The 25,845-nt window shown below is 60.6% G+C and carries 21 protein-coding genes; 7 read left to right on the top strand and 14 right to left on the bottom strand.

The window, feature by feature from the left end; all coding sequences use genetic code 11:
- Positions 1-11: 11 nt before the first annotated feature.
- The 8 genes from PS14A_RS05470 to pcaR all read right to left on the bottom strand — a co-directional run bounded on the left by PS14A_RS05470 (position 12) and on the right by pcaR (position 8,472).
- Positions 12-1,307, bottom strand: a complete 1,296-nt coding sequence (locus PS14A_RS05470; RefSeq protein WP_122612593.1) for an MFS family transporter — start codon at positions 1,305-1,307, stop codon at positions 12-14.
- A 262-nt stretch (positions 1,308-1,569) separates the two neighbouring features.
- Positions 1,570-2,136 (bottom strand): protocatechuate 3,4-dioxygenase subunit alpha, encoded by a 567-nt coding sequence (gene pcaG / locus PS14A_RS05465; RefSeq protein ID WP_071174625.1) that lies wholly within the window; start codon positions 2,134-2,136, stop codon positions 1,570-1,572.
- 1 nt (position 2,137) lies between these two features.
- Positions 2,138-2,842 (bottom strand): protocatechuate 3,4-dioxygenase subunit beta, encoded by a 705-nt coding sequence (gene pcaH, locus PS14A_RS05460; RefSeq protein ID WP_076566301.1) that lies wholly within the window; start codon positions 2,840-2,842, stop codon positions 2,138-2,140.
- Positions 2,843-2,878: 36 nt separating this feature from the next.
- Positions 2,879-4,084, bottom strand: a complete 1,206-nt coding sequence (gene pcaF / locus PS14A_RS05455; RefSeq protein ID WP_177421638.1) for a 3-oxoadipyl-CoA thiolase — start codon at positions 4,082-4,084, stop codon at positions 2,879-2,881.
- Entirely contained in the window at positions 4,081-4,860 is a 780-nt protein-coding gene (locus PS14A_RS05450; protein WP_212615465.1) for a CoA-transferase subunit beta, read from the bottom strand. Before PS14A_RS05450 ends, pcaF begins: the two co-directional genes overlap by 4 nt.
- Positions 4,860-5,717 (bottom strand): CoA transferase subunit A, encoded by an 858-nt coding sequence (locus tag PS14A_RS05445; RefSeq protein ID WP_024011937.1) that lies wholly within the window; start codon positions 5,715-5,717, stop codon positions 4,860-4,862. Before PS14A_RS05445 ends, PS14A_RS05450 begins: the two co-directional genes overlap by 1 nt.
- Positions 5,718-5,986: 269 nt before the next feature.
- Positions 5,987-7,333: an MFS transporter gene (locus PS14A_RS05440; RefSeq protein WP_073475852.1), complete on the bottom strand. Its 1,347-nt coding sequence runs from the start codon at positions 7,331-7,333 to the stop codon at positions 5,987-5,989.
- A 296-nt stretch (positions 7,334-7,629) separates the two neighbouring features.
- On the bottom strand, positions 7,630-8,472 hold the full coding sequence (gene pcaR, locus PS14A_RS05435) for a pca regulon transcriptional regulator PcaR (RefSeq protein ID WP_016771343.1): 843 nt from the start codon (positions 8,470-8,472) through the stop codon (positions 7,630-7,632).
- A 631-nt stretch (positions 8,473-9,103) separates the two neighbouring features.
- On the opposite strand from pcaR, the gene PS14A_RS05430 reads away from it, so the two are divergent.
- Positions 9,104-9,304: a hypothetical protein gene (locus PS14A_RS05430; RefSeq protein ID WP_008080067.1), complete on the top strand. Its 201-nt coding sequence runs from the start codon at positions 9,104-9,106 to the stop codon at positions 9,302-9,304.
- Between the two features lie 370 nt (positions 9,305-9,674).
- On the top strand, positions 9,675-11,150 hold the full coding sequence (locus PS14A_RS05425; RefSeq protein WP_016771345.1) for an inorganic phosphate transporter: 1,476 nt from the start codon (positions 9,675-9,677) through the stop codon (positions 11,148-11,150).
- Positions 11,151-11,881: 731 nt separating this feature from the next.
- Here PS14A_RS05425 and ccoM read toward each other — a convergent pair.
- The 3 genes from ccoM to PS14A_RS05415 all read right to left on the bottom strand — a co-directional run bounded on the left by ccoM (position 11,882) and on the right by PS14A_RS05415 (position 12,742).
- On the bottom strand, positions 11,882-11,995 hold the full coding sequence (ccoM, locus tag PS14A_RS26720) for a cytochrome c oxidase subunit CcoM (protein ID WP_016771346.1): 114 nt from the start codon (positions 11,993-11,995) through the stop codon (positions 11,882-11,884).
- 149 nt (positions 11,996-12,144) lie between these two features.
- A complete protein-coding gene (locus tag PS14A_RS05420) occupies positions 12,145-12,306 on the bottom strand; it encodes a hypothetical protein (RefSeq protein WP_178083723.1) in 162 nt (53 codons plus the stop codon).
- Between the two features lie 94 nt (positions 12,307-12,400).
- Positions 12,401-12,742 carry a hypothetical protein gene (locus tag PS14A_RS05415; protein WP_024011931.1) on the bottom strand — a complete coding sequence of 114 codons (342 nt, stop codon included), beginning with the start codon at positions 12,740-12,742 and terminating at the stop codon, positions 12,401-12,403.
- Positions 12,743-12,981: 239 nt separating this feature from the next.
- Between PS14A_RS05415 and rapA the strand changes: the two genes are divergently transcribed.
- Positions 12,982-15,828, top strand: a complete 2,847-nt coding sequence (gene rapA, locus PS14A_RS05410; protein WP_130911950.1) for an RNA polymerase-associated protein RapA — start codon at positions 12,982-12,984, stop codon at positions 15,826-15,828.
- Between the two features lie 156 nt (positions 15,829-15,984).
- On the opposite strand, the gene PS14A_RS05405 is transcribed toward rapA, so the two are convergent.
- The gene (locus tag PS14A_RS05405; RefSeq protein WP_130911951.1) at positions 15,985-17,334 is read right to left on the bottom strand and encodes an MFS transporter; all 1,350 of its coding nucleotides are present in this window, start codon (positions 17,332-17,334) and stop codon (positions 15,985-15,987) included.
- Between the two features lie 301 nt (positions 17,335-17,635).
- Between PS14A_RS05405 and PS14A_RS05400 the strand changes: the two genes are divergently transcribed.
- Positions 17,636-18,004, top strand: a complete 369-nt coding sequence (locus PS14A_RS05400) for a YkgJ family cysteine cluster protein (protein ID WP_016771350.1) — start codon at positions 17,636-17,638, stop codon at positions 18,002-18,004.
- Positions 18,005-18,153: 149 nt separating this feature from the next.
- Positions 18,154-20,436 (top strand): EAL domain-containing protein, encoded by a 2,283-nt coding sequence (locus PS14A_RS05395; RefSeq protein ID WP_130911952.1) that lies wholly within the window; start codon positions 18,154-18,156, stop codon positions 20,434-20,436.
- Here the strand turns inward: PS14A_RS05395 and PS14A_RS05390 are convergent.
- Complete coding sequence (locus tag PS14A_RS05390) at positions 20,327-21,223, bottom strand: NAD(P)-dependent oxidoreductase (protein ID WP_212615464.1); 897 nt, start codon at positions 21,221-21,223, stop codon at positions 20,327-20,329. The two genes, PS14A_RS05395 and PS14A_RS05390, sit on opposite strands and share 110 nt — an antisense overlap.
- 196 nt (positions 21,224-21,419) lie before the next feature.
- On the opposite strand from PS14A_RS05390, the gene PS14A_RS05385 reads away from it, so the two are divergent.
- A complete protein-coding gene (locus tag PS14A_RS05385) occupies positions 21,420-23,618 on the top strand; it encodes a hypothetical protein (protein ID WP_212615463.1) in 2,199 nt (732 codons plus the stop codon).
- Between the two features lie 283 nt (positions 23,619-23,901).
- On the opposite strand, the gene PS14A_RS05380 is transcribed toward PS14A_RS05385, so the two are convergent.
- Positions 23,902-24,207 carry a DUF2288 domain-containing protein gene (locus PS14A_RS05380; RefSeq protein WP_016771353.1) on the bottom strand — a complete coding sequence of 102 codons (306 nt, stop codon included), beginning with the start codon at positions 24,205-24,207 and terminating at the stop codon, positions 23,902-23,904.
- 351 nt (positions 24,208-24,558) lie between these two features.
- On the opposite strand from PS14A_RS05380, the gene PS14A_RS05375 reads away from it, so the two are divergent.
- Positions 24,559-25,686 (top strand): branched-chain amino acid ABC transporter substrate-binding protein, encoded by a 1,128-nt coding sequence (locus PS14A_RS05375; protein WP_016771354.1) that lies wholly within the window; start codon positions 24,559-24,561, stop codon positions 25,684-25,686.
- Positions 25,687-25,845 lie beyond the last annotated feature (159 nt).

Below are 25,845 nucleotides of genomic sequence, written 5' to 3'. Positions count from 1 at the left end.
CGCACATGGGTTTACAGATCGTGGTGCAGATACTTCGCCTGCTTGGGCAGACGCAGACTGAACAGGAAAGCCACCGCCATCATCGCCGTGACGTACCAGTAGAAGGCGTTTTCCATGCCGCCGGCTTTGAGACTCAGGGCAACGAATTCTGCCGAGCCGCCGAAGATTGCATTGGCCACCGCGTAAGCCAGGCCGACACCGAGGGCGCGCACTTCCGGCGGGAACATCTCGGCTTTTACCAGACCGCTGATCGAGGTGTAGAAGCTGACGATCGCCAGCGCCAGGGTGATCAGCACGAAGGCGAGGAACGGGCTGCTGATGCTTTTCAGGCTGAGCAGAATCGGCACGGTGAACAGCGTGCCGAGGGCGCCGAACCAGAGCATCGAGTTACGTCGGCCGATCTTGTCGGCGAGCATGCCGAACAGCGGCTGCATGCACATATACAGGAACAGCGCGCCGGTCATGATGTAGCTGGCGGTCTTGGCGTGCATGCCGGCGGTATTCACCAGGTATTTCTGCATGTAGGTGGTGAAGGTGTAGAAAATCAGCGAGCCGCCAGCGGTGTAACCGAGCACAGTGATGAACGCCGCTTTGTGATCGCGAAACAGTGCAGTGATGCTGCCGGCGTCTTTGTGTGCGCGGGTTTCCTCGTTGGTGGTTTCCTTCAGCGAACGACGCAGGAACAGCGAAATCAGCGCCGCCACCGCACCGACCACGAACGGAATCCGCCAGCCGTAGGCACGCAAGTCTTCTTCGGTGAGGAACTGTTGCAGCACCACCACCAGCGACACCGCCAGCAGTTGTCCGCCAATCAGCGTCACGTACTGGAACGAGGCGAAGAATCCGCGCTGGCCCTTGAGCGCAACTTCACTCATGTAGGTCGCGGTGGTGCCGTACTCGCCGCCCACCGACAGACCTTGCAGCAAACGCGCGAACAGCAACAGCACTGGCGCCCAGACGCCGATGTCCTTGTAGGTCGGCAGGCAGGCAATCAGCAGCGAGCCGAAGCACATCATCAGAATCGAGATGAGCATCGAGTTCTTGCGCCCGTGCTTGTCAGCGACCCGGCCGAAGATCCAGCCACCAATCGGCCGCATCAGGAACCCGGCAGCGAACACGCCAGCGGTGTTGACCAGTTGCACGGTGGGGTTATCGGAGGGGAAAAACGCCGGGGCGAAATAGATCGCGCAGAAGGCGTAGACGTAGAAGTCGAACCACTCGACTAGATTGCCGGAGGAAGCGCCGACGATGGCAAAGATGCGCTTGCTGCGCTCTTCGCCGGTGTAGTGGGAGGTGGTGGTTGTCATTGTTTTTTCACTCGATAGGGACAGTCACAGTCTAGACATACTTTGCAACAGTCCCGTTCCGCATCGGATCATCACCCACGTCTGGATCAGCCTTTGTGGCGAGGGGATTTATCCCCGCTCGAGTGCGAAGCACTCGCAAATCAGATACACGCGGTTCATCTGAATACCGCGCCGACTGGTTTTTGGGGCTGCTTCGCAGCCCAGCGGGGATAAATCCCCTCACCACAGGGACTCTGTCCTGCAGGGGATTTGGGGTGTTCTCTCAATAATCGAAGAACACCGTCTCGGCATCGGTGCCCTGCAGAACTACATTCCACTGGTACACACCCGACGCATCCGCCTTGGCCAGCAAGGTCTGGCGACGCTCCGCCGGCACGCACTCGAGCAACGGGTCAGCAACGTTTGCCGGTTCGCCCTCGAAATAAATCCGCGTCAGCAAGTGCTTGACCAGACCGCGAGCAAACACCAGCACCACCAGATGCGGCGCCTGGGTCGAGCCTTTCAGGCCGGGCACGGTGCCGGGTTTGATCGTGGTGAAACGGAAGCGCCCCTCGGCGTCCACTGGCACCCGGCCGAAGCCTTCGAAGTTCGGGTCGAGTGGCTTGTCCTGATGATCTTCCGGGTGGTCGTACTTGCCGGCGGCGTTGGCCTGCCAGACTTCGAGCATGGCGTCGTTGACGACATCGCCATTGCCGTCCACCACTTGGCCGGTGATTGCCACGCGCTCGCCGAGGGTCAGCTCGTTGGCCAGGGTTTCGCGGTTCAGCCAGGTCAGGCCGATGTGGTAATACGGCCCGACGGTGTGGGACGTGGTCGCATAGAGCGTCATCTTATTTCTCCATCGGCGTGGCTTCACGGCCGCGCAGCACGATGTCCCAGCGGTAACCGAGGGCGTAGGACGGAATGGTTTTTTCCAGATCGAAAGCAGCGATCAGGCGTTCCTTGGCCGAAGTGTCCGGCACGCAGTTGTAGATCGGGTCATACGCCAGCAGCGGATCACCAGGGAAGTACATCTGCGTGACCAGACGCGTAAGAATGCTCGGCCCAAACAGGGAAAAGTGGATGTGCGCCGGGCGCCAGGCGTTGTGGTGGTTGCCCCACGGATAGGCGCCGGGCTTGATGGTCTGGAACTGGTACCAGCCATCGGCATCGGTGACGGTGCGGCCGGTGCCGGTGAAGTTCGGGTCCAGCGGCGCGTCGTGCAGGTCGCGGGCATGGTTGTAGCGGCCGGCGGCATTGGCCTGCCAGATCTCCACCAGAATCCCCGGCACCGGCAGGCCGTCTTCGTCGAGCACGCGGCCGTGAATGATGATGCGCTCGCCCAACGGCTCGCCGTCGTGCTGGGCGGTCAGGTCATTGTCCTTCTCGGCAACGTGTTCGGCGCCGATGGTCGGCCCGGTGATTTCCGACAGCGAGTGCGGCAGGTGCACCAACGGCTTGGACGGCGAGCGCAGGTTGGTGGATTGATACGTCGGGTGCAGGTAGTCAGGCTGAGTGCCTGCCTGTGGGCGACGGTAACCAGGCTTGTCAGTCATTTCGCTTTCCTCAGTTCTTGTAAGTGCCGCAGCGCGTCAGACACGTTCGATGGCCAAGGCCAGACCCTGGCCAACACCGACGCACATGGTCGCCAGACCTTTCTTGCCGCCAGTCTTTTCCAGATGATGCAGGGCGGTCAGCACCAGCCGCGCACCGCTCATGCCCAATGGGTGACCGAGGGCAATCGCGCCGCCATTCGGGTTGACCTGCGGCGCATCGTCGGCCAGGCCCAACTCGCGCAATACCGCGAGGCCCTGGCTGGCAAACGCTTCGTTGAGTTCGATCACGTCGAAATCGCTGACCGCCACGCCGAGGCGCTCGGTCAGTTTGCGCACCGCTGGCACCGGGCCGATGCCCATCACCCGAGGTGCGACACCGGCGCTGGCCATGCCGAGCACTTTTGCGCGGGCGGTCAGGCCGTGTTTTTTCACCGCTTCGGCTGACGCCAGAATCAGCGCAGCAGCACCATCGTTGACCCCGGAGGCATTGCCGGCGGTGACGGTTTTGTCCGCGCCATTGACCGGTTTCAGTTTGGCCAGCGCTTCAATCGTAGTGTCGGCGCGCGGATGTTCGTCCTCGCTGACCACGGTTTCGCCCTTTTTGTGGGCGATGCGCACTTCAACGATTTCTTCAGCGAAGTAACCGGCAGCCTGCGCGGCGGCGGTACGTTGCTGACTGCGCAGAGCAAAGGCGTCCTGATCTGCGCGCGAGACTTTATAGTCGTCGGCAACGTTGTCAGCGGTCTGCGGCATGGCATCGACGCCGTACTGCGCTTTCATCAGCGGGTTGATGAAACGCCAGCCGATGGTGGTGTCTTCCAGCTTCATGTTGCGCGAGAACGCCGCGTCGGCCTTGCCCATCACGAACGGCGCGCGGGACATCGACTCGACGCCGCCGGCAATCGCCAGCTCCATTTCACCGCTGGCAATCGCACGGAATGCAGTACCGATCGCGTCCATGCCCGAAGCGCAGAGGCGATTGAGCGTAACGCCGGGCACGCTGTCCGGCAGCCCCGCCAGCAGCAGCGCCATGCGCGCGACGTTGCGGTTGTCTTCGCCGGCCTGGTTGGCGCAGCCGAGGAACACTTCATCGACGGCATTCCAGTCCACCGATGGATTGCGCTCCATCAAGGCCTTGATCGGCACGGCGGCGAGGTCATCGGCGCGCACGGCGGACAATGCGCCACCGAAGCGGCCAATGGGGGTGCGAATCGCGTCGCAGATATACACGTCACGCATCATGCTTCTCCCGGCGCCTGACCGTGGGCGGCGGCGGTGCGCGCTTCAAGATCACGCAGCGCGGTCAGCTCGATCTCGGTCGGCTCAGCAGTGGTTTCAACGGATTCGGCAAAACGGATCGCCCAACCGGTGGCGGCGACCACTTGCTCGCGGGTCACGCCCGGATGCAGCGCGGTGACCACGAATTCGTGGGTGCCCTCCTCCGGTTCCATGATGCACAGGTCGGTGATGATCCCCACCGGCCCGGCGCCCGGCAGGCCCAAACGCTTACGCGAATCGCCACCTTCGCCGTGACCGACCGAGGTGATGAAGTCGAGCTTGTCGACAAACGAACGCGCCGACTGCTTAAGGATGATCAACACGCTTTTCGCCGAACCGGCGATCTCCGGCGCGCCACCGGCACCCGGCAGACGCACTTTTGGCGCGTGGTAGTCGCCGACCACGGTGGTGTTGATGTTGCCGAAACGGTCGACCTGCGCGGCGCCGAGAAAACCGACGTCGATGCGCCCGCCCTGCAACCAATAGCGAAAAATCTCGCCGGTCGGCACCACGGTGTCGGCGGTCTCGGCCAGCTCGCCGTCACCGATGGACAGCGGCAGCACGCTAGGCTTGGCGCCAATCGGCCCGGATTCGTAAATCAGCACCACGTCCGGCGATGAAGTCAGGCGCGCGAGGTTGGCGGCTTTCGATGGCAGGCCGATGCCGACGAAGCATACCGAGCCATTCTTCAAGCGACGGGCCGCCGCGACGGTCATCATTTCATTGGTGGTGTAAGTCATTACTTGGCCTCCGAAGCAGCGGCCAATTTGGCCTGGAATTCGCTGAAGTCAGCGCAGCCATGGATGTATTCGTTGATCCACGCGGTAAACGTCTCACGGTCGCGAGCGATCGGGTCCCACGCCTGATAGAAACGATTGTCACGCTCGGTGTAACCGTGGGCGTAGGACGGATGCGCGCCACCCGGCACATGGCAGACCGCGCTCAAGGCCCAGGTCGGCAGTACGCAAGCGTTCATCGGTGCGTTGAGGTCGTCGACGATTTCTTCCACGGTGACGATGCAACGCTTGGCCGCCAGCGCGGCTTCTTTCTGCACACCGAGAATGCCCCAGAGCAACACGTTGCCTTTGCGGTCGGCTTTCTGCGCGTGAATCACGGTGACGTCCGGGCGTACCGATGGCACTGCCGCCAGCACTTCGCCGGTGAACGGGCAGGTCACGGTTTTGATCAGCGGATTGACCTTCGGCAGGTCGGAGCCGGCGTAGGCACGCAGCACCGCGAACGGCAGGCCGGACGCGCCGGCGACGTAGGCGTTGGCGAGGTCGGCGTGGCTGTGCTCTTCGATTTCCAGCGCGTGCGGCCACTGCTTTTCGACTGCGTCACGCAGGCGGTGCAGCGAGCCCACGCCCGGGTTACCGCCCCAGGAGAAAATCAGTTTGCGCGCGCAACCGGCGCCGATCAGTTGGTCGTAGATCAGGTCAGGCGTCATCCGCACCAGCGTCAGATCTTTCTTGCCTTGACGAATGATTTCATGACCCGCTGCCGTAGGGATCAGGTGAGTGAAGCCTTCGAGGGCGACGGTGTCGCCGTCGTTGACGAATTGCTTCACCGCGTCGTGCAGCGAAAGGATCTCAGCCATGGAGCGGGCTCCTGTTCTTGTAAGGAATCGCCAGTGATAAAAAGGCGCGAGGTTCAGCGCCGGAGTCACTGAAGATTAAGCTCGGGAAATTCGCCAAACAATCCGATAATCGACTGAGTGTTCGTTTATCGAACAGATTGTTGTTCAGCTAACAATCAGATCAAAAGCTTCGCGAGCAGGCTCGCTCCCACCTTGGAATGCATTCCAGAATGTGGGAGCGAGCCTGCTCGCGAAGGGGCCAGCCTGTTCAATAACGATCTGCGCCCGACTCAGGTCGCATCCGCATGGCTGACCATGCCCTTGATCAGCACCGCCGCCGTCGCCAACCCCGCCGGGATCACCAGAGCGGTCAGCACTTGCTCGAAATTCCAGCCCAGGCCGAGCAAGGTTGCGCCCATCCACGCGCCGAGGATCGCGCCAAAGCGGCCGATGCCGAGCATCCACGACACACCGGTCGCGCGGCCTTGAGTCGGGTAGAAGCGCGCGGCCAATGACGGCATCGCCGATTGCGCGCCGTTAACGCACATGCCCGCCACCAGTACCAGCGTCGCCAGCAAGGTGATGTTGCCCAGGCTCTGCCCCACGGCGTAGGCAAACACCCCCGCCAGCAGGTAGAAAATGCCGATGACCTTGTGCGGATTGAAGCGATCCATCGCCCAGCCCACCCCGACCGCGCTCAACACGCCGCCAAACTGGAACAACGCACCGATGAACGCGGCCTGCTCCATGCTCGCGCCGCTGTCGCGCATCAGCGTCGGCAGCCAACTGGTCAGCAGGTACACAATCACCAGGCCCATGAAATAGGTCAGCCACAACAGCAGCGTGCCGGTGCTGTAAGTACCAGAGAAGATCACCGCAAAGACATTACGCGCCTTCACGGTCTTCTGTTCCGGCACGCTGAAGCTCGCAGCCTGGGCAACGGTAACCGGGTCGATCGGCGCGAGAGTCTTGCGTACTTTGTCGGTGCCACGGTTGCGCACCACCAGGTAGCGCGCCGATTCCGGCAGCCAGAACACCAATACCACGGCGAGGATCAGCGGCAGGATCCCGCCGATCATCAGCAGAGCATGCCAGCCGAACGCCGGGATCAGCTTCGCGGAGATGAAACCGCCGCCGGCCATGCCGAGGTTGAAACCGCAGAACATGCTGGTCACCAGCAGCGACTTCTTGCGCTCGGGTGTGTATTCCGAGAGCAGCGTCGTCGCGTTGGGCATGCCCGCACCGAGACCGAGGCCGGTGAGGAAGCGCAACACCAGCAGTTGTTCGACGTTGGTGCTGTACGCCGAGGCCAGGCTGAAGCCGCCGAACAGAATCACCGCACCGACGAGTACGACTTTGCGCCCGAAGCGGTCAGCCAGAGGGCCGGAGCCGAGCGCACCGAAGACCATGCCGATCAGCGCAGCACTCATCACCGGGCCGAGGCTGGCGCGGTCGATGCCCCAGTCTTGCGACAGCGCCGGGGCGATGAAGCCCATGGCGGCGGTGTCGAGGCCGTCGAGAAATACGATCAGGAAACACAGGATCACCACCCGCCACTGATAGCGCGAGATCGGTTGGGCGTTGATGAAGGTCTGCACATCGAGGCAGTTACCCACAGCGGACTGAGGCTGGTTCATTATTTTTATTCCACGCAAAAAACGCAGTCGAACGGCGGCCGGCCAGAGAGCACGGCACGGTCACAAGAATAGAAGGTTGGAATCAGGCGTTGCGCGGGACCCGGCAACAACGGGTGAAACACAGACAGACGGGGATCGGGCGCATAGTGAGTTGCCTCTTGTCATTATTATCGTGGTCGACAGTCCGGCGGGCTCATACACGTCAGCACCGGATGACGCTGCCGCGACATTAATGATCCGAGGGTTTTAGCGTCAATTCGATAAACGCAACACTGTGCGTTTATCGAACAGCTTCCTCAGGCGAACAATTGCGCACTGAGGTCGCGACTGGCGCTGAGCAAGCCGGGCAAGAAGCGCTGCTCCAGCTCGGCGCGACTGACCCGTCCGGCGTGGGTGCTGACATTCAGCGCGGCGACCACTTGCCCCGAGGCGTCGTAGACCGGCACAGCGATCGAGCGCAGGCCCTGTTCCAGTTCCTGATCGACAATGCACCAGCCCTGCTGCCGCACCTGCTGCAAACATTCGAGCAACGCGTCCGGGGTATGAATGGTGCGGCTGGTCTTGGCCACCAGTTCGGCGTGGTCGAGGTATTCGCCCAGGGAGGTGTCGTCCAGCGCGGCCAACAGAATGCGCCCCATCGACGTGCAATACGCCGGCAGCCGTCCTCCGACGGAAAGGTCGACCGAAATCAATCGCTGAGTGGTCGCCGAACGCGCGATATAGAGAATGTCATCGCCCTCCAGCGTCGCCATGTTGCAGGCCTCGTGCAGTTGCTCGCTCATGCGGTCCAGATACGGTTGGGCGGAGACGGCCAGCGGGGTTGAGGACAGATAGGCGTGGCCGAGGGTCAGCACTTTCGGCAGCAGCGAATAGGTGCGCCCGTCGGTGGTGGCGTAGCCGAGCTTGATCAGCGTGTGCAGGCAACGGCGCACGGCGGCGCGGGGGATTTCCGTGCGATGACTTATCTGCGCGATGGTCAGGTGGCGTTTGCGTTCCTGAAACGCCTGCACCACGGCCAGGCCACGGGCCAGCGAGGTCATGAAATCCGGATCACCGGTCAGCGCCTGAATGCGCTTGGCCGGCGAGGCGACGATGGGCGGCGCCACCGACGTGAAGGAGTTGCGCATTTGATCGTTCATTTCTTGTCCTTGTCCGGCACGCATCGATGCCTAGTCAAACGGCTCGCCGCGCGATGCACAAGCACCGGGGCGCCAACATTGGGCGATTATCGAACCGCCGACCGATAATCGCAATCCAGCCCCCCGCCCTCCTCTTCATGCTAGAAGCAGCTTTAGCGATTCTGCCCGCAACTTAGTTGTGCTAGTTAATGGCGCCAAAAACAGAACGCCTGTTCTATAACGCTGTCTTTACACTTAACTAGCGGCAAAAGTTGCCAGCAACAAAACCATCACACATTCAGAACCGTTTTTAACTTGGCAAAGATAGTCATTCCCGAATCGGCCGCTATAATGCACTCTGGTCGCGGCGCTTTAATCAAAGGCCCGCGACTTGCTGAAGCGAGGTCCTTCGTCTCAGCTCCGGCCAGCGCCCGGCGCCCATCACACATGCAACGCCAGCGCTCGCTGAAACAGGAAACTGATGCTGCGTCAGTTTTTATCTGGTGCCGTAGCCGCCTGTAACACGGAAGTCTTGATCGCCTCTGCAATGTCTCCGCGCCCGATCGGGCTGTGGACGACTGGCGGGCTCGCTCAATTGACTCGTTGCAGTGTGTTTCACCGGATATTCAATTCAACTCATACAGGTAGCACCGTGACAAAAGACGAACTGCGCGCGGAACTAGAGCGCCAGGAACAACGTTACAAGGAAGTTTACGGCGGGGAAGTCACCACCTACGCCGCTCAGCCGGAACCGGAACGCAAGGCATGGCGCAAGCGCCCTACCGTCCAGGATCAGGTGTTCAAGCAGGAAATCGAAAAGATCGAAAAGGAACTCAAAGCCGAAGAGCCATGAGCCACGGCGGTTGAGCATTCGAAAGTCGGCGTCCGCCTGAGCCACAGCGCGGTGGAAGACGACACCTCGCGCGCCCGCTAACCGCGGGCAGCGGCTGCATCGCTGTTTTGCATCTTATGAACGAGCGTCCCACAGGTTTCAGAGATATTTCAGACAAGCGTTTGAGCCTTTGCGATGTCTGAAAAAACGCCTCGAAAATATAGTTTATTCAATAAAATCAATTAGTTGAAAAACCCTGCGTGCTGCTTGGTTTTCACGCCCTGCAACAAATTAAATCGAAGAAGGGTGTGACCAGTGAGCAGACGGGGCATCGATTTCCTGTCTTTTCTGGCATAATCGCGCCCCCTTACGACCGGGTCAGAAAACCTTCATGATCGATTTATTCAGCGGACTGGATGCTTGGGTGCTTGTGAGCCTCTTGCTCGCCCTGACGTTTGTCCTCGCCTTCGAGTTCATCAATGGATTTCATGACACCGCTAACGCGGTAGCCACTGTTATCTACACCAAAGCCATGCCGCCACACCTGGCGGTGTTCTTTTCCGGTGTGTTCAATTTCCTCGGCGTGCTGCTGGGCGGCGTTGGCGTGGCGTATGCCATCGTCCACCTGCTGCCGGTTGAGCTGCTGATCAATGTGAACACCGGCCATGGCCTGGCGATGGTGTTCTCGTTGCTCGCCGCGGCAATCGCCTGGAACCTGGGCACCTGGTACTTCGGTATCCCGGCTTCCAGCTCGCACACCCTGATCGGCTCGATCCTCGGTGTCGGCCTGGCCAACGCGCTGATCAACGACATTCCGTTGAGAGATGGCGTGAACTGGCAGAAAGCGATCGACATCGGCGCCTCGCTGGTGTTCTCGCCGATGGCCGGCTTCCTCATCGCCGCGCTGGTGCTGATCGGCCTGAAATGGTGGCGCCCGCTGTCGAAGATGCACAAGACGCCGGAACAGCGCCGCAAGATCGACGACAAAAAGCACCCGCCGTTCTGGAACCGTCTGGTCCTGGTGATCTCGGCCATGGCCGTAAGCTTCGTGCACGGTTCCAACGATGGCCAGAAAGGCATCGGCCTGATCATGCTGGTGCTGATCGGTATCGTCCCGGCGCAGTTCGTACTCGACCTGAACAGCACCACCTACCAGATCGAACGCACCCGCGACGCGACCCTGCACCTGAGCCAGTTCTACCAGCGCAACGCCGATTCGCTGGGTGAGTTCCTGGCCCTGGGCAAGAGCGTGGAAGGCGACCTGCCGGAGAAATTCCGCTGCAACCCGCAGCAGACCGAACCGACCATCACCGCCCTGCTGCACACCCTTAAAGGTGTAGCGGACTACCATTCGCTGTCGTCGGACAGCCGCATCGAAGTGCGTCGCTACCTGCTCTGCCTGGACGACACGGCGAAGAAAGTCGGCAAGCTGCCAGGCCTCGAAGCCCGTGAAAAGGCTGACCTCGACAAGCTGCGCAAAGACCTGACCACCACCACTGAATACGCGCCATTCTGGGTGATTCTGGCGGTCGCCCTGGCACTGGGCCTGGGCACCATGGTCGGCTGGAAGCGTGTGGTGCTGACCATTGGCGAGAAGATCGGCAAGCAGGGCATGACCTATTCCCAGGGCATGTCGGCACAGATCACCACAGCCAGCCTGATCGGCATGGCCAACATCTTCAGCCTGCCGGTGTCGACCACTCACGTGTTGTCTTCGGGTGTTGCCGGGACCATGGTTGCCAACAAAAGCGGCCTGCAGGGTGGCACGGTCAAGACCATTTTGCTGGCCTGGGTACTGACCTTGCCAGCGACTGTGGCGCTGTCGGCCGGGTTGTTCTGGTTGGCTTCGAAGGCTTTGGGTAGTTGATCGTTAGCTGCTGATTGAAAAGGCGTGATTCGTGAGGATCACGCCTTTTTTGTTATTGGGGGTAAGAAGTCTGCCGAAGGGGCAAAAGATCAAGAGCCGAAGAAAAAGCCAGATCAAGAGCCCCTCACCCTAGCCCTCTCCCGGAGGGAGAGGGGACTGACCGAGGTGTTTGGGCGAGTTACGTCGATGTGAAAGTCCGAGTTGAACTCAGGATTTGAAAAGCACACAAATCAGCTCCCTCTCCTCGGGGAGAGGGCTGGGGTGAGGGGCGAATCCAACACAGATCCAAAGCAGACCACACGCTTTTCACCACTCAAAACAATGAGCGCAAGCTCGAGTGCTTTTGATCTTGATCCACCGGCGACGTCGGAAGGCTGAGCGGAGGGATTGATCCGGGCGTGGGAGCGCAGCGACCGTCTGGCGCAGCCAGACACAGCGGAAGGAGGTGCAGCGAAGCAAACCGGAGCCGCTGCGCCCGGATCAGTCCCGGAGCGAAGGTACCCGAGCCTGCGAGGGCCGAACGCAGGAGCAAGCCTTTTCGGTTACCTTTTTGGCGTTTGAAAAAGGTGACCCGCCGTAAGGGCGGAACCGTAATCAGCAACACCCGAAGCAACGGATATTCACCCAAAACCCCAACAGCCTGGTCGGTCCACAGGCCGCCAAGGCACAAAAAAAAAGGGGCAACCGAAGTCGCCCCAAAATGCCTTGCGTGCCCATCAATCCAGAAGAACTCACTTGCGCCGCTTGTGCGCATCCTTCCAGATAAAAAATCCAAACCCTGCAAAAAACAGCACCATGAGCCCCACCGTGAGAACCCCGGCAAACACCACGTTATCGAAAAACATGACTGACCTCCCGGCCCTGCTTTGCTTTGCTGCGATGGATTCAAATTAACAAACACACAGGCGCACATATTGACCAGGATCAATATCCGCAACGTTGAGAAATAAAGGAGGGGAAATAACTGACGTGCATCAACGAATGCAGCGGGAGATCAACGCTTTTTCGGCTTGTTCTTCGATTTTTTCTTGGCTTTTCCCAACGGCATCACCTGCTCGAAAGCCTGGCGCACTTCGTTCAGGCGCTTCTCGTTGAGGTCATGCACACGCTTGGCGCGTTCAGTGCTGAGGTCGATCAGTTTGTCGTCTTGGCTCATGGCGTCCGGCACATCGCAAAAGAGATCACAGCTGCCGTCACCGACAGGATTGCGCCAATCATGCCGCTTGGCGCAGGCGCTGACCAGTCACTGCTCAAATCTCGATATCGACCCACAGCCCCTGACGCGGCTGATCGTCTATCAGCGGCACCACCGGCACGGTGTTGTCGGCGTTCAACTCGGTACCCGGCACGGCCAGATGCTCTTCAGGATCTTCATCCGCCTCGCGGCGTCGGCGGTCACGTTCCTGTTGACGACGCTGTTCTTCGCGCGCCAGCAGACGATCCTCTTCCGGATCACGCTTCTGCAGATCGATCGTGCTTTCGTTGGAGCTTTCCTGCACCGGCACCACTGGCGGGATGTCCGGCCGCTGGCGGATCGGATCCTGCTGGGAAGTGATCGGCACGGCGCTCAAGGGGAGCATCGGTGGCAACATATAAAGGTCTCCTGTCTGCAGGCTATCGGCTGGGGTGCAGGCGCCTTGAGCCGCCTGTCGCAAACTTGTGACCCGGTAGACACTGACAGGTGCCCTGCCGCTTGAAAAAAGCGACACATGACGCCTCGGCTTCAGCTTGCAGCTCGAAGCTAAAAGCTTGCCGCTGCTCCTATTCCTTTGGCCCTGAAGCCCGCATTCCGTTAAGATAGCCCGCTTTTTCAAGGTGGGAGTCAGGCAGCATGGCGCAGCAGTATCAACCGGGGCAACGCTGGATCAGTGACAGCGAAGCAGAGCTTGGTTTAGGCACCGTTCTGGCACAGGACGGCCGCTTGCTGACCGTGCTTTACCCGGCCACTGGCGAAACCCGCCAGTACGCGCTACGGAATGCGCCCCTGACCCGCGTGCGGTTCTCGCCGGGCGACTCCATCACCCATTTCGAAGGCTGGAAGATGACCGTGCAGCAGGTCGACGACGTCGACGGGCTGATGGTCTATCACGGCCTCAACGGGCAGAACGAAGTCGTCACCCTGCCGGAAACCCAGCTGTCGAACTTCATTCAGTTCCGCCTCGCCAGTGATCGTCTGTTCGCCGGGCAGATCGACCCGCTGCCGTGGTTCTCCCTGCGCTACAACACCCTTGAACACACCAGCCGCCAGTTGCAGTCCTCGCTGTGGGGCCTGGGTGGCGTGCGTGCGCAACCGATCGCGCACCAGTTGCACATCGCCCGCGAAGTCGCCGACCGTATCGCCCCGCGCGTATTGCTGGCGGACGAAGTGGGTCTGGGTAAAACCATCGAAGCCGGTCTGGTCATCCATCGCCAACTGCTTTCGGGGCGCGCCAACCGCGTGCTGATCCTGGTGCCGGAAAACCTTCAGCACCAATGGCTGGTGGAAATGCGCCGCCGCTTCAACCTGCAGGTCGCGCTGTTCGACGAAGAACGTTTCATCGAAAGCGATGCCACCAACCCATTCGAAGACACCCAATTGGCGCTGGTCGCGCTGGAGTGGCTGGTCGACGACGAGAAAGCCCAGGACGCCTTGTTCGCCGCCGGTTGGGACCTGATGGTGGTCGACGAAGCGCACCACCTGGTCTGGCATGAAGACAAAGCCAGTGCGGAATATTCGCTGGTCGAGCAACTGGCCGAAGTCATCCCCGGCGTGCTGCTGCTCACCGCCACCCCGGAACAACTCGGTCAGGACAGCCACTTCGCCCGTCTGCGCCTGCTCGACCCGAACCGTTTCCACAACCTGGCCGCGTTCCGCGCCGAGAGCGACAACTATCGCCCGGTCGCCGAAGCTGTGCAGGAACTGCTCGACAAGGGCCGTCTCTCCGCCGAGGCGCACAAGACCATTCACGGTTTCCTCGGCAACGAAGGCGAAGCCCTGCTCACCGCCGTCAACGATGGTGATACTGAAGCCAGCGCCCGCCTCGTGCGTGAACTGCTCGATCGCCACGGCACCGGCCGCGTGCTGTTCCGTAATACCCGCGCCGCTGTGCAGGGTTTCCCGGAGCGCAAACTGCATCCGTATCCGCTACCGTGCCCCGACGAATACCTCGAACTGCCGCTGGGCGAACACGCCGAGCTGTACCCGGAAGTCAGCTTCCAGGCCCAGCCGGAAACCAGTGAAGAAGAGCGCTGGTGGAAATTCGATCCGCGCGTGGAGTGGCTGATCGATCAGCTGAAAATGCTCAAGCGCACCAAAGTGCTGGTGATCTGCGCCCACGCCGAAACCGCGATGGACCTGGAAGACGCCCTGCGCGTGCGCTCCGGCATCCCGGCCACGGTGTTCCACGAAGGCATGAACATCCTTGAGCGTGACCGCGCCGCCGCCTACTTCGCTGATGAAGAATTCGGCGCGCAGGTGCTGATCTGCTCGGAGATCGGCAGTGAGGGTCGCAACTTCCAGTTCGCTCACCACCTGGTGCTGTTCGATCTGCCGTCGCACCCGGACCTGCTCGAGCAGCGTATCGGTCGTCTTGACCGGATCGGCCAGAAGCACATCATCGAATTGCACGTGCCGTACCTGGAAACCAGCCCGCAACAGCGTCTGTTCCAGTGGTACCACGAAGCACTTAATGCTTTCCTCAACACCTGCCCGACCGGCAACGCCTTGCAGCACCAGTTCGGCCCGCGCCTGCTGCCGCTACTTGAAGAAGCCGATGACGGCGAATGGCAAGCGCTGATCGACGAAGCACGCGCCGAGCGTGAACGTCTCGAAGCCGAGCTGCACACCGGTCGCGACCGTCTGCTGGAACTCAACTCCGGTGGCGCTGGCGAGGGTGAAGCGCTGGTAGAAGCGATCCTTGAGCAGGACGATCAGTTCGCCCTGCCGATCTACATGGAAACCCTGTTCGACGCGTTCGGCATAGACAGCGAAGACCACTCGGAAAACGCCCTGATCCTCAAGCCGAGCGAGAAGATGCTCGACGCCAGTTTCCCGCTGGGCGACGACGAAGGCGTGACCATCACCTACGACCGCAATCAGGCGCTGTCGCGCGAAGACATGCAGTTCATCACCTGGGAACACCCGATGGTGCAGGGCGGCATGGATCTGGTGCTGTCCGGTTCGATGGGCAACACCGCCGTCGCGCTGATCAAGAACAAGGCGTTGAAGCCGGGCACCGTGTTGCTCGAATTGCTCTACGTCAGCGAAGTGGTCGCACCGCGCTCGCTGCAACTGGGTCGCTACCTGCCACCGGCGGCGCTGCGTTGCCTGCTCGATGCCAATGGCAACGACTTGTCACCACGGGTGTCGTTCGAAACCCTCAACGATCAGCTGGAAAGCGTGCCACGGGCCAGCGCCAACAAGTTCATCCAGGCCCAGCGCGATCAGCTGACGCCACGGATCAACGCCGGCGAAGAAAAGATCGCCCCGCGTCACGCCGAGCGTGTGGCCGAAGCGCGCCGTCGTCTGGCCGCCGACACCGACGAAGAACTGGCGCGCCTGACCGCGTTGCAAGCGGTCAACCCGACCGTGCGCGACAGCGAACTGGAGGCGTTGCGCACTCAGCGTGAGCAGGGTCTGGCGATGCTCGACAAAGCGGCGTTGCGCCTGGAAGCGATTCGGGTGCTGGTAGCGGGTTAAACCGCCCTGCTCCACCGCTGAAAACCAAGAGGCCCGCAGTGATGCGGGCCTTTTTTATTTCAGAAGCAAAAAGCAAAAGATCGCAGCCTTCGGCAGCTCCTACAGGGAGAATGCGTTCCTCCTGTAGGAGCTGCCGAAGGCTGCGATCTTTTGATCTTAAGCAGTCGCCGCAGAAATTTCTGGCTCAACCACCGCCACCAACCCCTCCTTCATCCGCTGCGCATCGCGAACAAAACACCGCGATGCCAGAAACAGAAAGACCATGGTCAGGAACAGCGCCACCGGGATCAGGTACATCGCGTCGTGCAGGCCGACAGCCTTGAACGCTTCGGTCATCTGCTCAGCCCCCGCCGCCAGCATCGCCGTGTGCGCGAAGTGATCCGACAGCCCACCGACGACCACTGGCCCCAAGCCGCCGCCGAGCAGATACAGACCGGCGAAGAACAACGCCATCGCCGTGGCCCGCAGGCGTGGTTCGACGACGTCCTGAATCGCCGTGTACACGCAGGTATAGAAGTTGTAGGCGAACAGCCAGCCGACGCTGAACACCGCGACGAACACACCGATCTCGATGCGCCCGGCATGCAGCGCCCACGCTGTGCACAGGGTCGAAATGATCAGACTGAACGCGGCAAACAGCAGCCGCCCACTGGCGAAACGCTGATGAATCTTGTCGGCGATCCAGCCGCCGAGAGTCAGCCCGACCAGTCCGGTGACGCCGACGATCACGCCCGTGGCCACCGCCGCCTCCTGCAACGGCATGAGGAAATAGCGCTGCAGCATCGGCACCAGGAACGAGTTGCAGGCATAGGTCGCGAAGTTGAAGCACAGCCCGGCCATCACCAGCCAGAGGAAGGTCGGCACGGCGAGGACGCGGCGGATCGGCTTGTCGACTTTCTCTTGCGAGACCTGCACGGATTCCGCGGCACCGCGCTTGGGCTCTTTGATAAAGAACATGAAGATCGCGAGGATCAGCCCCGGCACGGCGGCAATGAAGAACGGCGCGCGCCAGCTGTCGAACGCCTTGACCATCGCGCCGATGGTGAAGAACGCCAGCAGCAGCCCCAGCGGCAGGCCGAGCATGAAAATGCCCATCGCCCGCGCCCGACGGTGTGCCGGAAACAGATCGCCGATCAGCGAGTTGGCTGCTGGTGCGTAACTGGCTTCGCCGATGCCGATGCCCATGCGCACGATCAAAAAGCTCCAGAAACTGCCGACCATGCCGTTGACCGCAGTCAGCGCACTCCAGGTCGCCAGGCCCCAGCCCATCAGCTTGCTGCGTGAACCGGTGTCGGCCATGCGCCCCAGTGGCAGGCCGGCAATGGCGTAAACGATGGTGAACGCAGTGCCGATGATGCCCAGCTGAAAGTCGCTGAGGTGCCATTCCATGCGGATCGGTTCGATGATGATCGCCGGGATGGTGCGGTCGAAGAAATTGAACAGGTTGGCGAGGAACAGCAGGAACAGAATGCGCCAGGCATTCGCCGCTTGGGTCGAGTTCTGCATGGGTCCGTCTCTTTATTGTTATGAGGGCTTCACTGCCAGCGCGTCGAGCCCGGAACCTGCAATCTAGTCAGCCGCGCGGGGGCTGTCTGTCATCATTCGTCAGCCTGATATCGAACCATCGCACTGTAACGAAACGTAAGCCCTTGATAACTCTGGAATCCCCCGCCATACGGGGCTTTCGCGGCAAAATCCGGCGACAAAAAAATAGTTTCGCGCCCCCCTTCCCAACGCCATGGCAAAGCCTAGAATGGCCGCCGGATCCGTCCGGATCTTCCGATCAATCCCTTTGATACCTCCGCCCATGTCCGAAGCCAGTCCGTGTCTGAATTGCGGTGCCTGCTGTTCCCATTTTCGCGTGTCTTTTTTCTGGGGTGAGTGCTCATCCGCTGGCGGGACGGTGCCCGATGAACTGGTCGCGCAGATCACTCCGAGCCGGGTAGCGATGATCGGCACCGATCGCAAGCCCACACGTTGCACGTCTCTGGCGGGTGAGGTCGGCAGCGCTGTGGCCTGCACGATCTACGACAAGCGCTCGAGCACCTGCCGCGAGTTCGAGGCGTCATGGGAGAACGGCGAGCACAATCCCGACTGCGACAAGGCCCGCGCCGCCCACGGCTTGCCACCCTTGCCGCCACACTGGAACGACCTGCCGCTGGAGCGCATTGCCTGAGCCTTAGCGCGAATCGCTATGAGGCTAATGGCAAAATCATTACCACCAATATGCCACTACGCCTTCGAGCCTGAAAACCGCCTCTATACTCCTCCCATTCGCCTGCGCTGACTGACGCACGGCCTTATGAATCCGAGACGGGGCACGCTATGGAGTGGCTTGGTTTGCAGTTTGTTGCCGAGCTGCCGGCGAGCGGGCAGATTCTCCTCGATTGCAGTCACAATCCCTTGCTGGTGCTTGTAGCCTATCTGGTCGCCTGCGCGGCCAGTTTCGCCACGCTCGATATGGCCGAGCGCGTCGTGCATGCCGAAGATCCAGGGTCGCGGCGAATCTGGCGCTGGATCGGCGCGACCTGCCTGGCCGGCGGCATCTGGGCCATGCACTTCATCAGCATGCTGGCTTTCCAGACACCGATCGACATTCAGTACGACCTCGGCGTCACCCTCTTCTCGTTACTGATCGCCCTGCTCGCCTCGTGGCTGGCCATGCACACTCTCAGTGAGGTGCAGCCGAGCGCGTTGCATTGCCTGAAAACCGCGTGTGTCATTGGCTTGGGCATCGCGGGCATGCATTACGTCGGCATGGCGGCGATGAAGTCGAGCGCCACCGCCTACTATCAGCCGGGGCTCTTCGCGTTGTCGGTGCTGATTGCCATCGGCGCCAGTTTCGCCGCGCTGTGGGTGGCGCGCTATCTGAGCGAAGGCAGCGGCGTGGCGCATCAATTGCTCAAGTACAGCGCTGCGCTGATTCTCGGTGCCGGCATCATCAGCATGCACTTCACTGGTATGGCTGCGCTGGACCTGGTGCTTCCCGAAGGCGCTCTGGCAGCAAGCGGCGGCGACACCGGGCATCTGCAACTGGGCCTGACCGTAGCGCTGATCATCCTGCTGATCCTCGGCAGTGCGATCAGCGCCGCCCTCGCCGACAAGAAACTGCAGAACAAGGAAAACGATCTGCGCCGGGTCAACGCCCTGCTCAGTCAGCTCGATCAGGCGCGCATGTCCTTGCAACAAGCGGCCAATTACGACGCGCTGACCAACCTGACCAACCGCCGTGGCTTCAACCAGCTGTTCGCCGAGAAGCTCAGCCAGAAAACCAGCGAGGGCGGGATGCTCGCGGTGATGTTTCTCGACATCGACCACTTCAAGCGCATCAACGACAGCCTCGGCCATGATGCCGGCGATGCGCTGCTCAAAGTCATCGCCCAGCACATCAAGAGTTCGGTGCGCAGCCATGAAGACGTGGTCGCGCGGTTCGGCGGCGACGAGTTCTGCATCCTTATCAGCCTGCGCGATCGTGAAGAGGCGCGCGGCATGGCGCAGCGCATCATGCACAAGATGAAAGAGCCGATCGAACTGGCCGGCCGGCGCATGGTGATGACCACCAGCATCGGCATCAGCCTGTTTCCCGAAGACGGCACCACTTGCGAAGAGCTGCTCAAGCACGCCGACCTGGCCTTGTACCAATCCAAGGGCGCCGGGCGCAACGGTCTGCACTTCTTCAATTCCAGCCTGAAGACCCGCGCCAGTTTCGAGCTGCAACTGGAAGAAGAACTGCGCAGTGCGCTACGGCAAGACCACGCGCTGATGCTCTACTATCAGCCGATCTTCGAACTGAAAACCGGGCGCGTGACCAAGCTCGAAGCACTGATTCGCTGGCAGCATCCGGTTCACGGTTTGCTTACACCGGATCGCTTCATCGGTATCGCCGAAAACAACGGTTTGATCGCCGAACTGGACAATTGGGTGCTGCGCCGCGCCTGCAGGGATCTTGGCGAGCTGTCGCGGCATGGTTGTGCCGAATTGAAAATCGCCTGGAACTGCTCGCCGCTGAATCTGGCGCGCGAAGAGCTGGCCGAGGAGATCGAGCACGCCTTGCACACGGCGGGCGTTGCCCCGGAACGCCTGGAACTGGAGGTCACCGAAAACGCCTTGATGGGCAACATCGCCAACACTCTGGTGCTGTTGCGGCAGATCCGCGCCCTCGGTGTGTCGCTGTCGATCGATGATTTCGGCACCGGCTACTCGTCGCTGGCCTACCTCAAGCGCCTGCCGCTGAACACCCTGAAGATCGACCGCTCGTTCATCCTCGACATCCCCACCGCCACGGCGGACATGGAGATCGTCCAGGCGATCATCGTCATGGCCCACACCCTGCATCTGCAGGTGGTCACCGAGGGCGTCGAGAGTCTGGAACAATACGAGTTTCTCGAGCGTTCGGGCTGCGACTTCATTCAGGGTTATCTGCTCAGCCGCCCGGTGCCGCTGGACGAATTACGCGCGGTGCTCGATGAAATCAACCAGCGCAAACCCGTGCTCGGGGTCAATCCGTTGAGTCTGGCGCGCGATACATTTGCACCAGCGTCGCTGGATCCTTCGCTAAAAAGCCTTGCGCCCCATGCAGGCGCATCAATTGTGCGGCCAATCCGCTGATTGGCGTCGCCGAGCCCTGCTCGCGGGAAAATTTCACCGCCGTGTCGAGATCCTTGAGCAGCGTACGCACGTGCCACTTGATCGGCTCGAAACGGCTCTCGGCCATTTGCGGGGCAAGGATCTGCAAAGGCTTGGAATCTGCAAAACCACCGGCCAACGCCTCGGCGATCAGACTGGCATCGACCCCGGCCTGCTCGGCCAATGCCACCACTTCGGCAATCACCAGCGCATTGCAGGCGACAATCATCTGGTTGCACGCCTTGGTCACTTGCCCCGCACCGATGCCGCCCATGTGCGTGACGCGCTGGCCGAGAGTGAGCAGCACCGGGCGTACGCGCTGAAGATCTGCCGCTTCGCCGCCGACCATGATCGCCAGGCTGCCGGCCTCGGCGCCGACTACGCCGCCGGACACCGGGGAGTCAAGCCAGCCCATGCCGCTTTTCTCGGCCAGCTCTGCGGCCATCTCGCGAGTCGCGGTCGGTTCAAGACTGGAGAAATCCACCAATAGCTGGCCGTTCTTCGCACCTTCGGCAACGCCGCCAGCGCCAAACACCACCTCACGCACCACGGCAGTGTCGGCCAGGCACAGCATGACGATGTCGGCGTGTGCGCACAGTTCGGCGGGGCTCGTCACTTGTCGGGCGCCGGCCGCAACCAGTGGCGCGCACTTGTCCGGGTTGCGGTTCCACACCGTCAGCGGGTGACCCGCCGCCAGCAGACGCTGGCACATCGGCAGACCCATCAGGCCGATTCCGGCAAACCCCAACGAAGGTAGCGTTGACATCATTTCGCCTCTTTTCGATTAAAGAACACCGAATCATGGCCGATTCATCAACGATCAGGAAAGGATTCCGCCCGGCGATCAGACCAGCCAGCACTACGACGCCCGGGCCGTATTCGCGCACACAAGACGCGAGATCTTATTCCGTGAGGTTCGCCGGCACTGTTCGGCGGGCCAACCCAGTCCAGGTAAATGGCGCACCATGACCTCCAAAAACAACCCCGCCAGTGCAACAGCCGATCTGACCCTGAGCCCCGCCGCGAACAGCGCGTCATTATCGAAACCCGCGCCGCCTTCGCGCCCGCTGTCGACCCAGCAATACCTGTACTTCACCGAAACCAACACTGACCGCATCCTCGATAACCTCGACGGCCTGCGCGATTCGGTGTTCCCGCGCCCGGCGCATCAGGAAGGCGACAACGAACAGCACAACGACCAGGAATTCCCCTCGGTGTGCCTGATTGGCCTCGGTCGCTGCGGCTCCAACATCGCCCTCGACGTGGCGGAGCTGGTGTACAACGCGCGCAAGTTCTACCTCAACGAATTCAACAACGAAGACCGCCCGACCGACCGGCGTCTGGCCGACAAGGGCTACAGCCCGGCGCAGTGGATCAAGAACAACCTGCGCATCGGTACCAGCAAATCGACCAAACCGGTGTTTCTGGTCGAACCGCTGGTGATGCTTGGCGACCTCGACAAGGATATTGCCGGGCGCATCCGTTTCTCGCGCAAGGGCGAGAAAAGCGGCTTCCTGCGCGACTACAGCAAAATGAAGATCATGGACTTGTCCGAAGTCCACGCCGGTGGCGCCGGTAACGCGCCGATCCTCGGCCAGTACCTGGCGAAGATCATCCTCAACAAGGACACCCAGCGCTTCTCCAGCCCCGACTGGAAAATGATCCACTCGTACCTGATCGACAGCTGCGGGATCAAGGCCAACCAGTCGCGCCTGTATTTCTCGATTTTCAGTGCCGGCGGCGGTACCGGTTCGGGCATGGCCTCGGAGTTCGGTCTGGCCCAGCAGCACTCGTACATGAACAAGACCTTCGACACCAAGCCGATGGACGAGCATGACGGCAAGAGCGGTCATTCGTTTGTCTTTGAGCCGATCTTCACCAGTGGCATCTGCGTGCTGCCGAACATTTCCGACCACCGCAGCGAAATGTCCGAGGCGCTGCACATCAACGCCGGGCGCCTGCTGTGCAAATACCTGTCGGAGGAATGGGATTTCTCCTACAACTTCGCCAACGAAGACAGCAGCGAAGCCAGCGTGATGGGGCGTATCCGCCCGTGGAACGCGATGATGCTGATCTCCAACGACATCATGCGTTACGCCGAAGAAAGCGATGACGGCAATATCCAGAACATTGATGTCAATGCCATGGAGAAGCACGCCAACCAATACATCTCGCAGCAGATCTTCAACATTCTGACGGCGCAGGCAGTCACCACTGACTACGACCAGAACTACTTCCGCCGCGCCGGCATCGACATCGGCGAAACCATCCGCCTGGACGCCAACGACCTGTTCATGAGTCTGGCCGGGCCGGTGGCGATTGCCTACGCCGAATCGGTGGTGCCGGAAACCCCGCCGCCGAGCAGCGACAAGTTCAAGGTCTTCGATAAAGAGCCGCAGCGCCTGAACATCGACGACCTGTTCTTCCGTTCGATCGACCTGCCGCACTTCAACAAGGTCACTCAGGCCATCGAAGGCATCAGCCTGCTGCCGATCGAATCCAAGCGTTATCGCGCTTCGCTTGAGCAGTACAAGAATTCCGGCTACGACGCCGCCGCGCTGCACGACCTGCACTTCTTCAAGAATTGCTCGTCGGTGGTCTCGATCGTCTCGCTGCCGAAAGACTACAAACTGTCGTACATGGACCTGAACCGGTTGAAGACCCACCTCAACAGCCTGTTCCCCAACACCACGCTCAAGCGCTACGCGCTGGTGATCGGCGCTTCGGCCAACCTGTCGCTGACGACCCTGATCGCCAAGAGCCCCTGCCTGTCGGACGACTTCCTCACGCTGATCGTGGCGTTCATCAAGCGCTGCTTTGCGAAGAATCCGTACCGTTTCGACGAGACGCTGGATAACTCGATTCTCGACTTCATTGTTCAGGAAGAATTCGACGAAGACCGCATCGACGAATTGCTGAACGAATTCGAAAACCCTGCGAAGATCCTCGACACCAACTGGTACGCGATCAAACCGATGTACGAGAAGAAATACCGCGAGCTGATCAACGACAAGGACAAGTTCGTCTCGATCAATGACATTCGCCTGTCGCGCGATTGCGTGAAGAAGTCGATCAAGTACCTGCGCGAGATCTACCGCCACCGGATTGGCAAGACCAAGGTGATTTCGCTGAATAACCATACCGGGAAGACTTACTCGGTCTAATCCAGTACCGAGTCGCCCCATTCGCGAGCAGGCTCGCTCCCACAGGAAAGTGCATTCCAAGGTGGGAGCGAGCCTGCTCGCGAAGGCGCCCTCGACTTCACCGACAAATTCAGCTTTACGAACATCCAGAAACAATTAAGCGACCCTCAGGCCGCTCTAGAAACTGTTCCCGTTACGTTTACGTCACCGTGAGGCGTGGCATTTCTCCACGGCAAGGTGCCATCACGCTACTCCGCTACACACTTGCGGCGCGGCAATCGAGGCACCAAAAGAGTGCGAGCAATTAAACGGCCGCCCTTTCCTGGATCAGAATCCACGGCGAAACCACCACTGCCCACAGCTGTGGATCTCGCTCGAAAATATCCAGCGCCCGCGTTTCAGACAGCTTGGCGACCTTGTCGTCGGCCAGCCAGGCCGCGACTTTCTCGCCTTCATCCGAGGCCACGGCCTCGGCGGCGGCGATCAAATCCAGGTCAGGGTCGACCCACAATAGGGCACCCTTGGCGAAGAACGGCTCCAGCTCTTTCCAGGTAATAGATGCCGTTTCACCAAGCAGCTTGGCATAGAGGGTGCTAGGTTCTTGATTCATGGGAGCTGTCCGGAAAAGAAATCGACGCGAATGATAACGTCGGTGGTCCGGCAGAAAAACCCGGTTGCAAATCGCTGCACCGAACGAAAAGAGCAGGAACGCCAGGGAATGCTGCCTTTTGGGATATATGCCCCCGATTGCCCCGCCGCAATTCTGTCTCTTTCATTCAAAAATGCGACACCCCCAAGTTTTGCCCCGTGACGCCCGCTTCCCAGTTGATCAAGCGGCGCTCTACACTGTACCGGTACAGTTGCCGGGGCATTTTCCGGAGGGTATCGCAAAGATATCTGACCCGGTTCTGCTGCTACGGCGCCAGAACTCTAAAAAATACAACAGTAAGAGTGGAGCACTATGACTAAGGCTACTAAGCAGATTTCCAAACTGTTTGCCGCTATGGTTCTGGCCGGGGTTGCCAGCCATTCGTTCGCAGCTGACACCATCAAAATCGGTATCGCCGGTCCTAAAACCGGTCCAGTAGCCCAGTACGGCGACATGCAGTTCAGTGGCGCGAAGATGGCCATCGAGCAGATCAACGCCAAAGGCGGCGTCGACGGCAAGAAACTCGAAGCCGTTGAATACGACGATGCCTGCGATCCGAAACAAGCGGTAGCGGTAGCGAACAAGGTCGTCAACGACGGCGTCAAGTTCGTGGTCGGTCACCTGTGCTCCAGCTCCACCCAGCCAGCTTCGGACATCTACGAAGACGAAGGCGTGATCATGATCACCCCGGCTGCCACCAGCCCGGACATCACCGCCCGTGGCTACAAAATGATCTTCCGCACCATCGGTCTCGACAGCGCCCAGGGCCCTGCCGCCGGCAACTACATCGCCGATCACGTGAAACCGAAAGTGGTTGGCGTGCTGCACGACAAACAGCAGTACGGTGAAGGCATCGCCACCGCCGTGAAATCGACCCTCGAGAAGAAAGGCACCAAGGTTGCCGTCTTCGAAGGCGTCAACGCCGGCGACAAAGACTTCTCCGCCATCATCGCCAAGCTCAAGCAAGCCGGCGTCGACTTCGTCTACTACGGCGGCTACCACCCGGAGCTGGGCCTGATCCTGCGCCAGGCTCAGGAAAAAGGCCTGAAAGCCCGCTTCATGGGTCCGGAAGGCGTGGGTAACGATTCGATCACCCAGATCGCCAAGGACGCGTCCGAAGGCCTGCTGGTGACCCTGCCGAAATCCTTCGACCAGGATCCGGCCAACGTTGCCCTGGCTGACGCGTTCAAAGCCAAGAAGGAAGATCCGAGCGGTCCGTTCGTGTTCCCGTCCTACTCAGCAGTGACCGTGATTGCCGAAGGCATCAAGGCGGCCAAGTCCGAAGACGCGACCAAAGTGGCTGAAGCCATCCACGCCGGTTCGTTCAAGACCCCGACCGGCGACCTGAGCTTCGACGACAAGGGCGACCTGAAGGACTTCAAATTTGTCGTGTACGAGTGGCACAACGGCAAACCTAAAACCGAAGTTTCGCCTCAGTAAGGCCTTGCCCGACTGACTGCCAATAAAGCCCACGGCGTGCCGTGGGCTTTGTTTTGCGAATGTATGGGCCGCGCTGGCGTGATCCGCCAGTCGACCCACCTGAAAATCTCAAAACCGTCATCAGCGGTTCGCTGGCAAAACCCGGATTCGAAGTGGATA

The sequence above is a fragment of the Pseudomonas sp. 14A genome (genome assembly GCF_018132745.1).
GTDB classification, from domain to species: domain Bacteria; phylum Pseudomonadota; class Gammaproteobacteria; order Pseudomonadales; family Pseudomonadaceae; genus Aquipseudomonas; species Aquipseudomonas mercuritolerans.
This window is presented reverse-complemented; position numbering and strand designations above follow the sequence as displayed.

Coding starts and splice junctions, on each gene's coding strand:
- PS14A_RS05470 (WP_122612593.1), bottom strand. CDS start 1,307: ATGACAACCACCACCTCCCACTACACCGGCGAAGAGCGCAGCAAGCGC.
- pcaG (WP_071174625.1), bottom strand. CDS start 2,136: ATGACGCTCTATGCGACCACGTCCCACACCGTCGGGCCGTATTACCAC.
- pcaH (WP_076566301.1), bottom strand. CDS start 2,842: ATGACTGACAAGCCTGGTTACCGTCGCCCACAGGCAGGCACTCAGCCT.
- pcaF (WP_177421638.1), bottom strand. CDS start 4,084: ATGATGCGTGACGTGTATATCTGCGACGCGATTCGCACCCCCATTGGC.
- PS14A_RS05450 (WP_212615465.1), bottom strand. CDS start 4,860: ATGACTTACACCACCAATGAAATGATGACCGTCGCGGCGGCCCGTCGC.
- PS14A_RS05445 (WP_024011937.1), bottom strand. CDS start 5,717: ATGGCTGAGATCCTTTCGCTGCACGACGCGGTGAAGCAATTCGTCAAC.
- PS14A_RS05440 (WP_073475852.1), bottom strand. CDS start 7,333: ATGAACCAGCCTCAGTCCGCTGTGGGTAACTGCCTCGATGTGCAGACC.
- pcaR (WP_016771343.1), bottom strand. CDS start 8,472: ATGAACGATCAAATGCGCAACTCCTTCACGTCGGTGGCGCCGCCCATC.
- PS14A_RS05425 (WP_016771345.1), top strand. CDS start 9,675: ATGATCGATTTATTCAGCGGACTGGATGCTTGGGTGCTTGTGAGCCTC.
- ccoM (WP_016771346.1), bottom strand. CDS start 11,995: ATGTTTTTCGATAACGTGGTGTTTGCCGGGGTTCTCACGGTGGGGCTC.
- PS14A_RS05420 (WP_178083723.1), bottom strand. CDS start 12,306: ATGAGCCAAGACGACAAACTGATCGACCTCAGCACTGAACGCGCCAAG.
- PS14A_RS05415 (WP_024011931.1), bottom strand. CDS start 12,742: ATGTTGCCACCGATGCTCCCCTTGAGCGCCGTGCCGATCACTTCCCAG.
- rapA (WP_130911950.1), top strand. CDS start 12,982: ATGGCGCAGCAGTATCAACCGGGGCAACGCTGGATCAGTGACAGCGAA.
- PS14A_RS05405 (WP_130911951.1), bottom strand. CDS start 17,334: ATGCAGAACTCGACCCAAGCGGCGAATGCCTGGCGCATTCTGTTCCTG.
- PS14A_RS05400 (WP_016771350.1), top strand. CDS start 17,636: ATGTCCGAAGCCAGTCCGTGTCTGAATTGCGGTGCCTGCTGTTCCCAT.
- PS14A_RS05395 (WP_130911952.1), top strand. CDS start 18,154: ATGGAGTGGCTTGGTTTGCAGTTTGTTGCCGAGCTGCCGGCGAGCGGG.
- PS14A_RS05390 (WP_212615464.1), bottom strand. CDS start 21,223: ATGATGTCAACGCTACCTTCGTTGGGGTTTGCCGGAATCGGCCTGATG.
- PS14A_RS05385 (WP_212615463.1), top strand. CDS start 21,420: ATGACCTCCAAAAACAACCCCGCCAGTGCAACAGCCGATCTGACCCTG.
- PS14A_RS05380 (WP_016771353.1), bottom strand. CDS start 24,207: ATGAATCAAGAACCTAGCACCCTCTATGCCAAGCTGCTTGGTGAAACG.
- PS14A_RS05375 (WP_016771354.1), top strand. CDS start 24,559: ATGACTAAGGCTACTAAGCAGATTTCCAAACTGTTTGCCGCTATGGTT.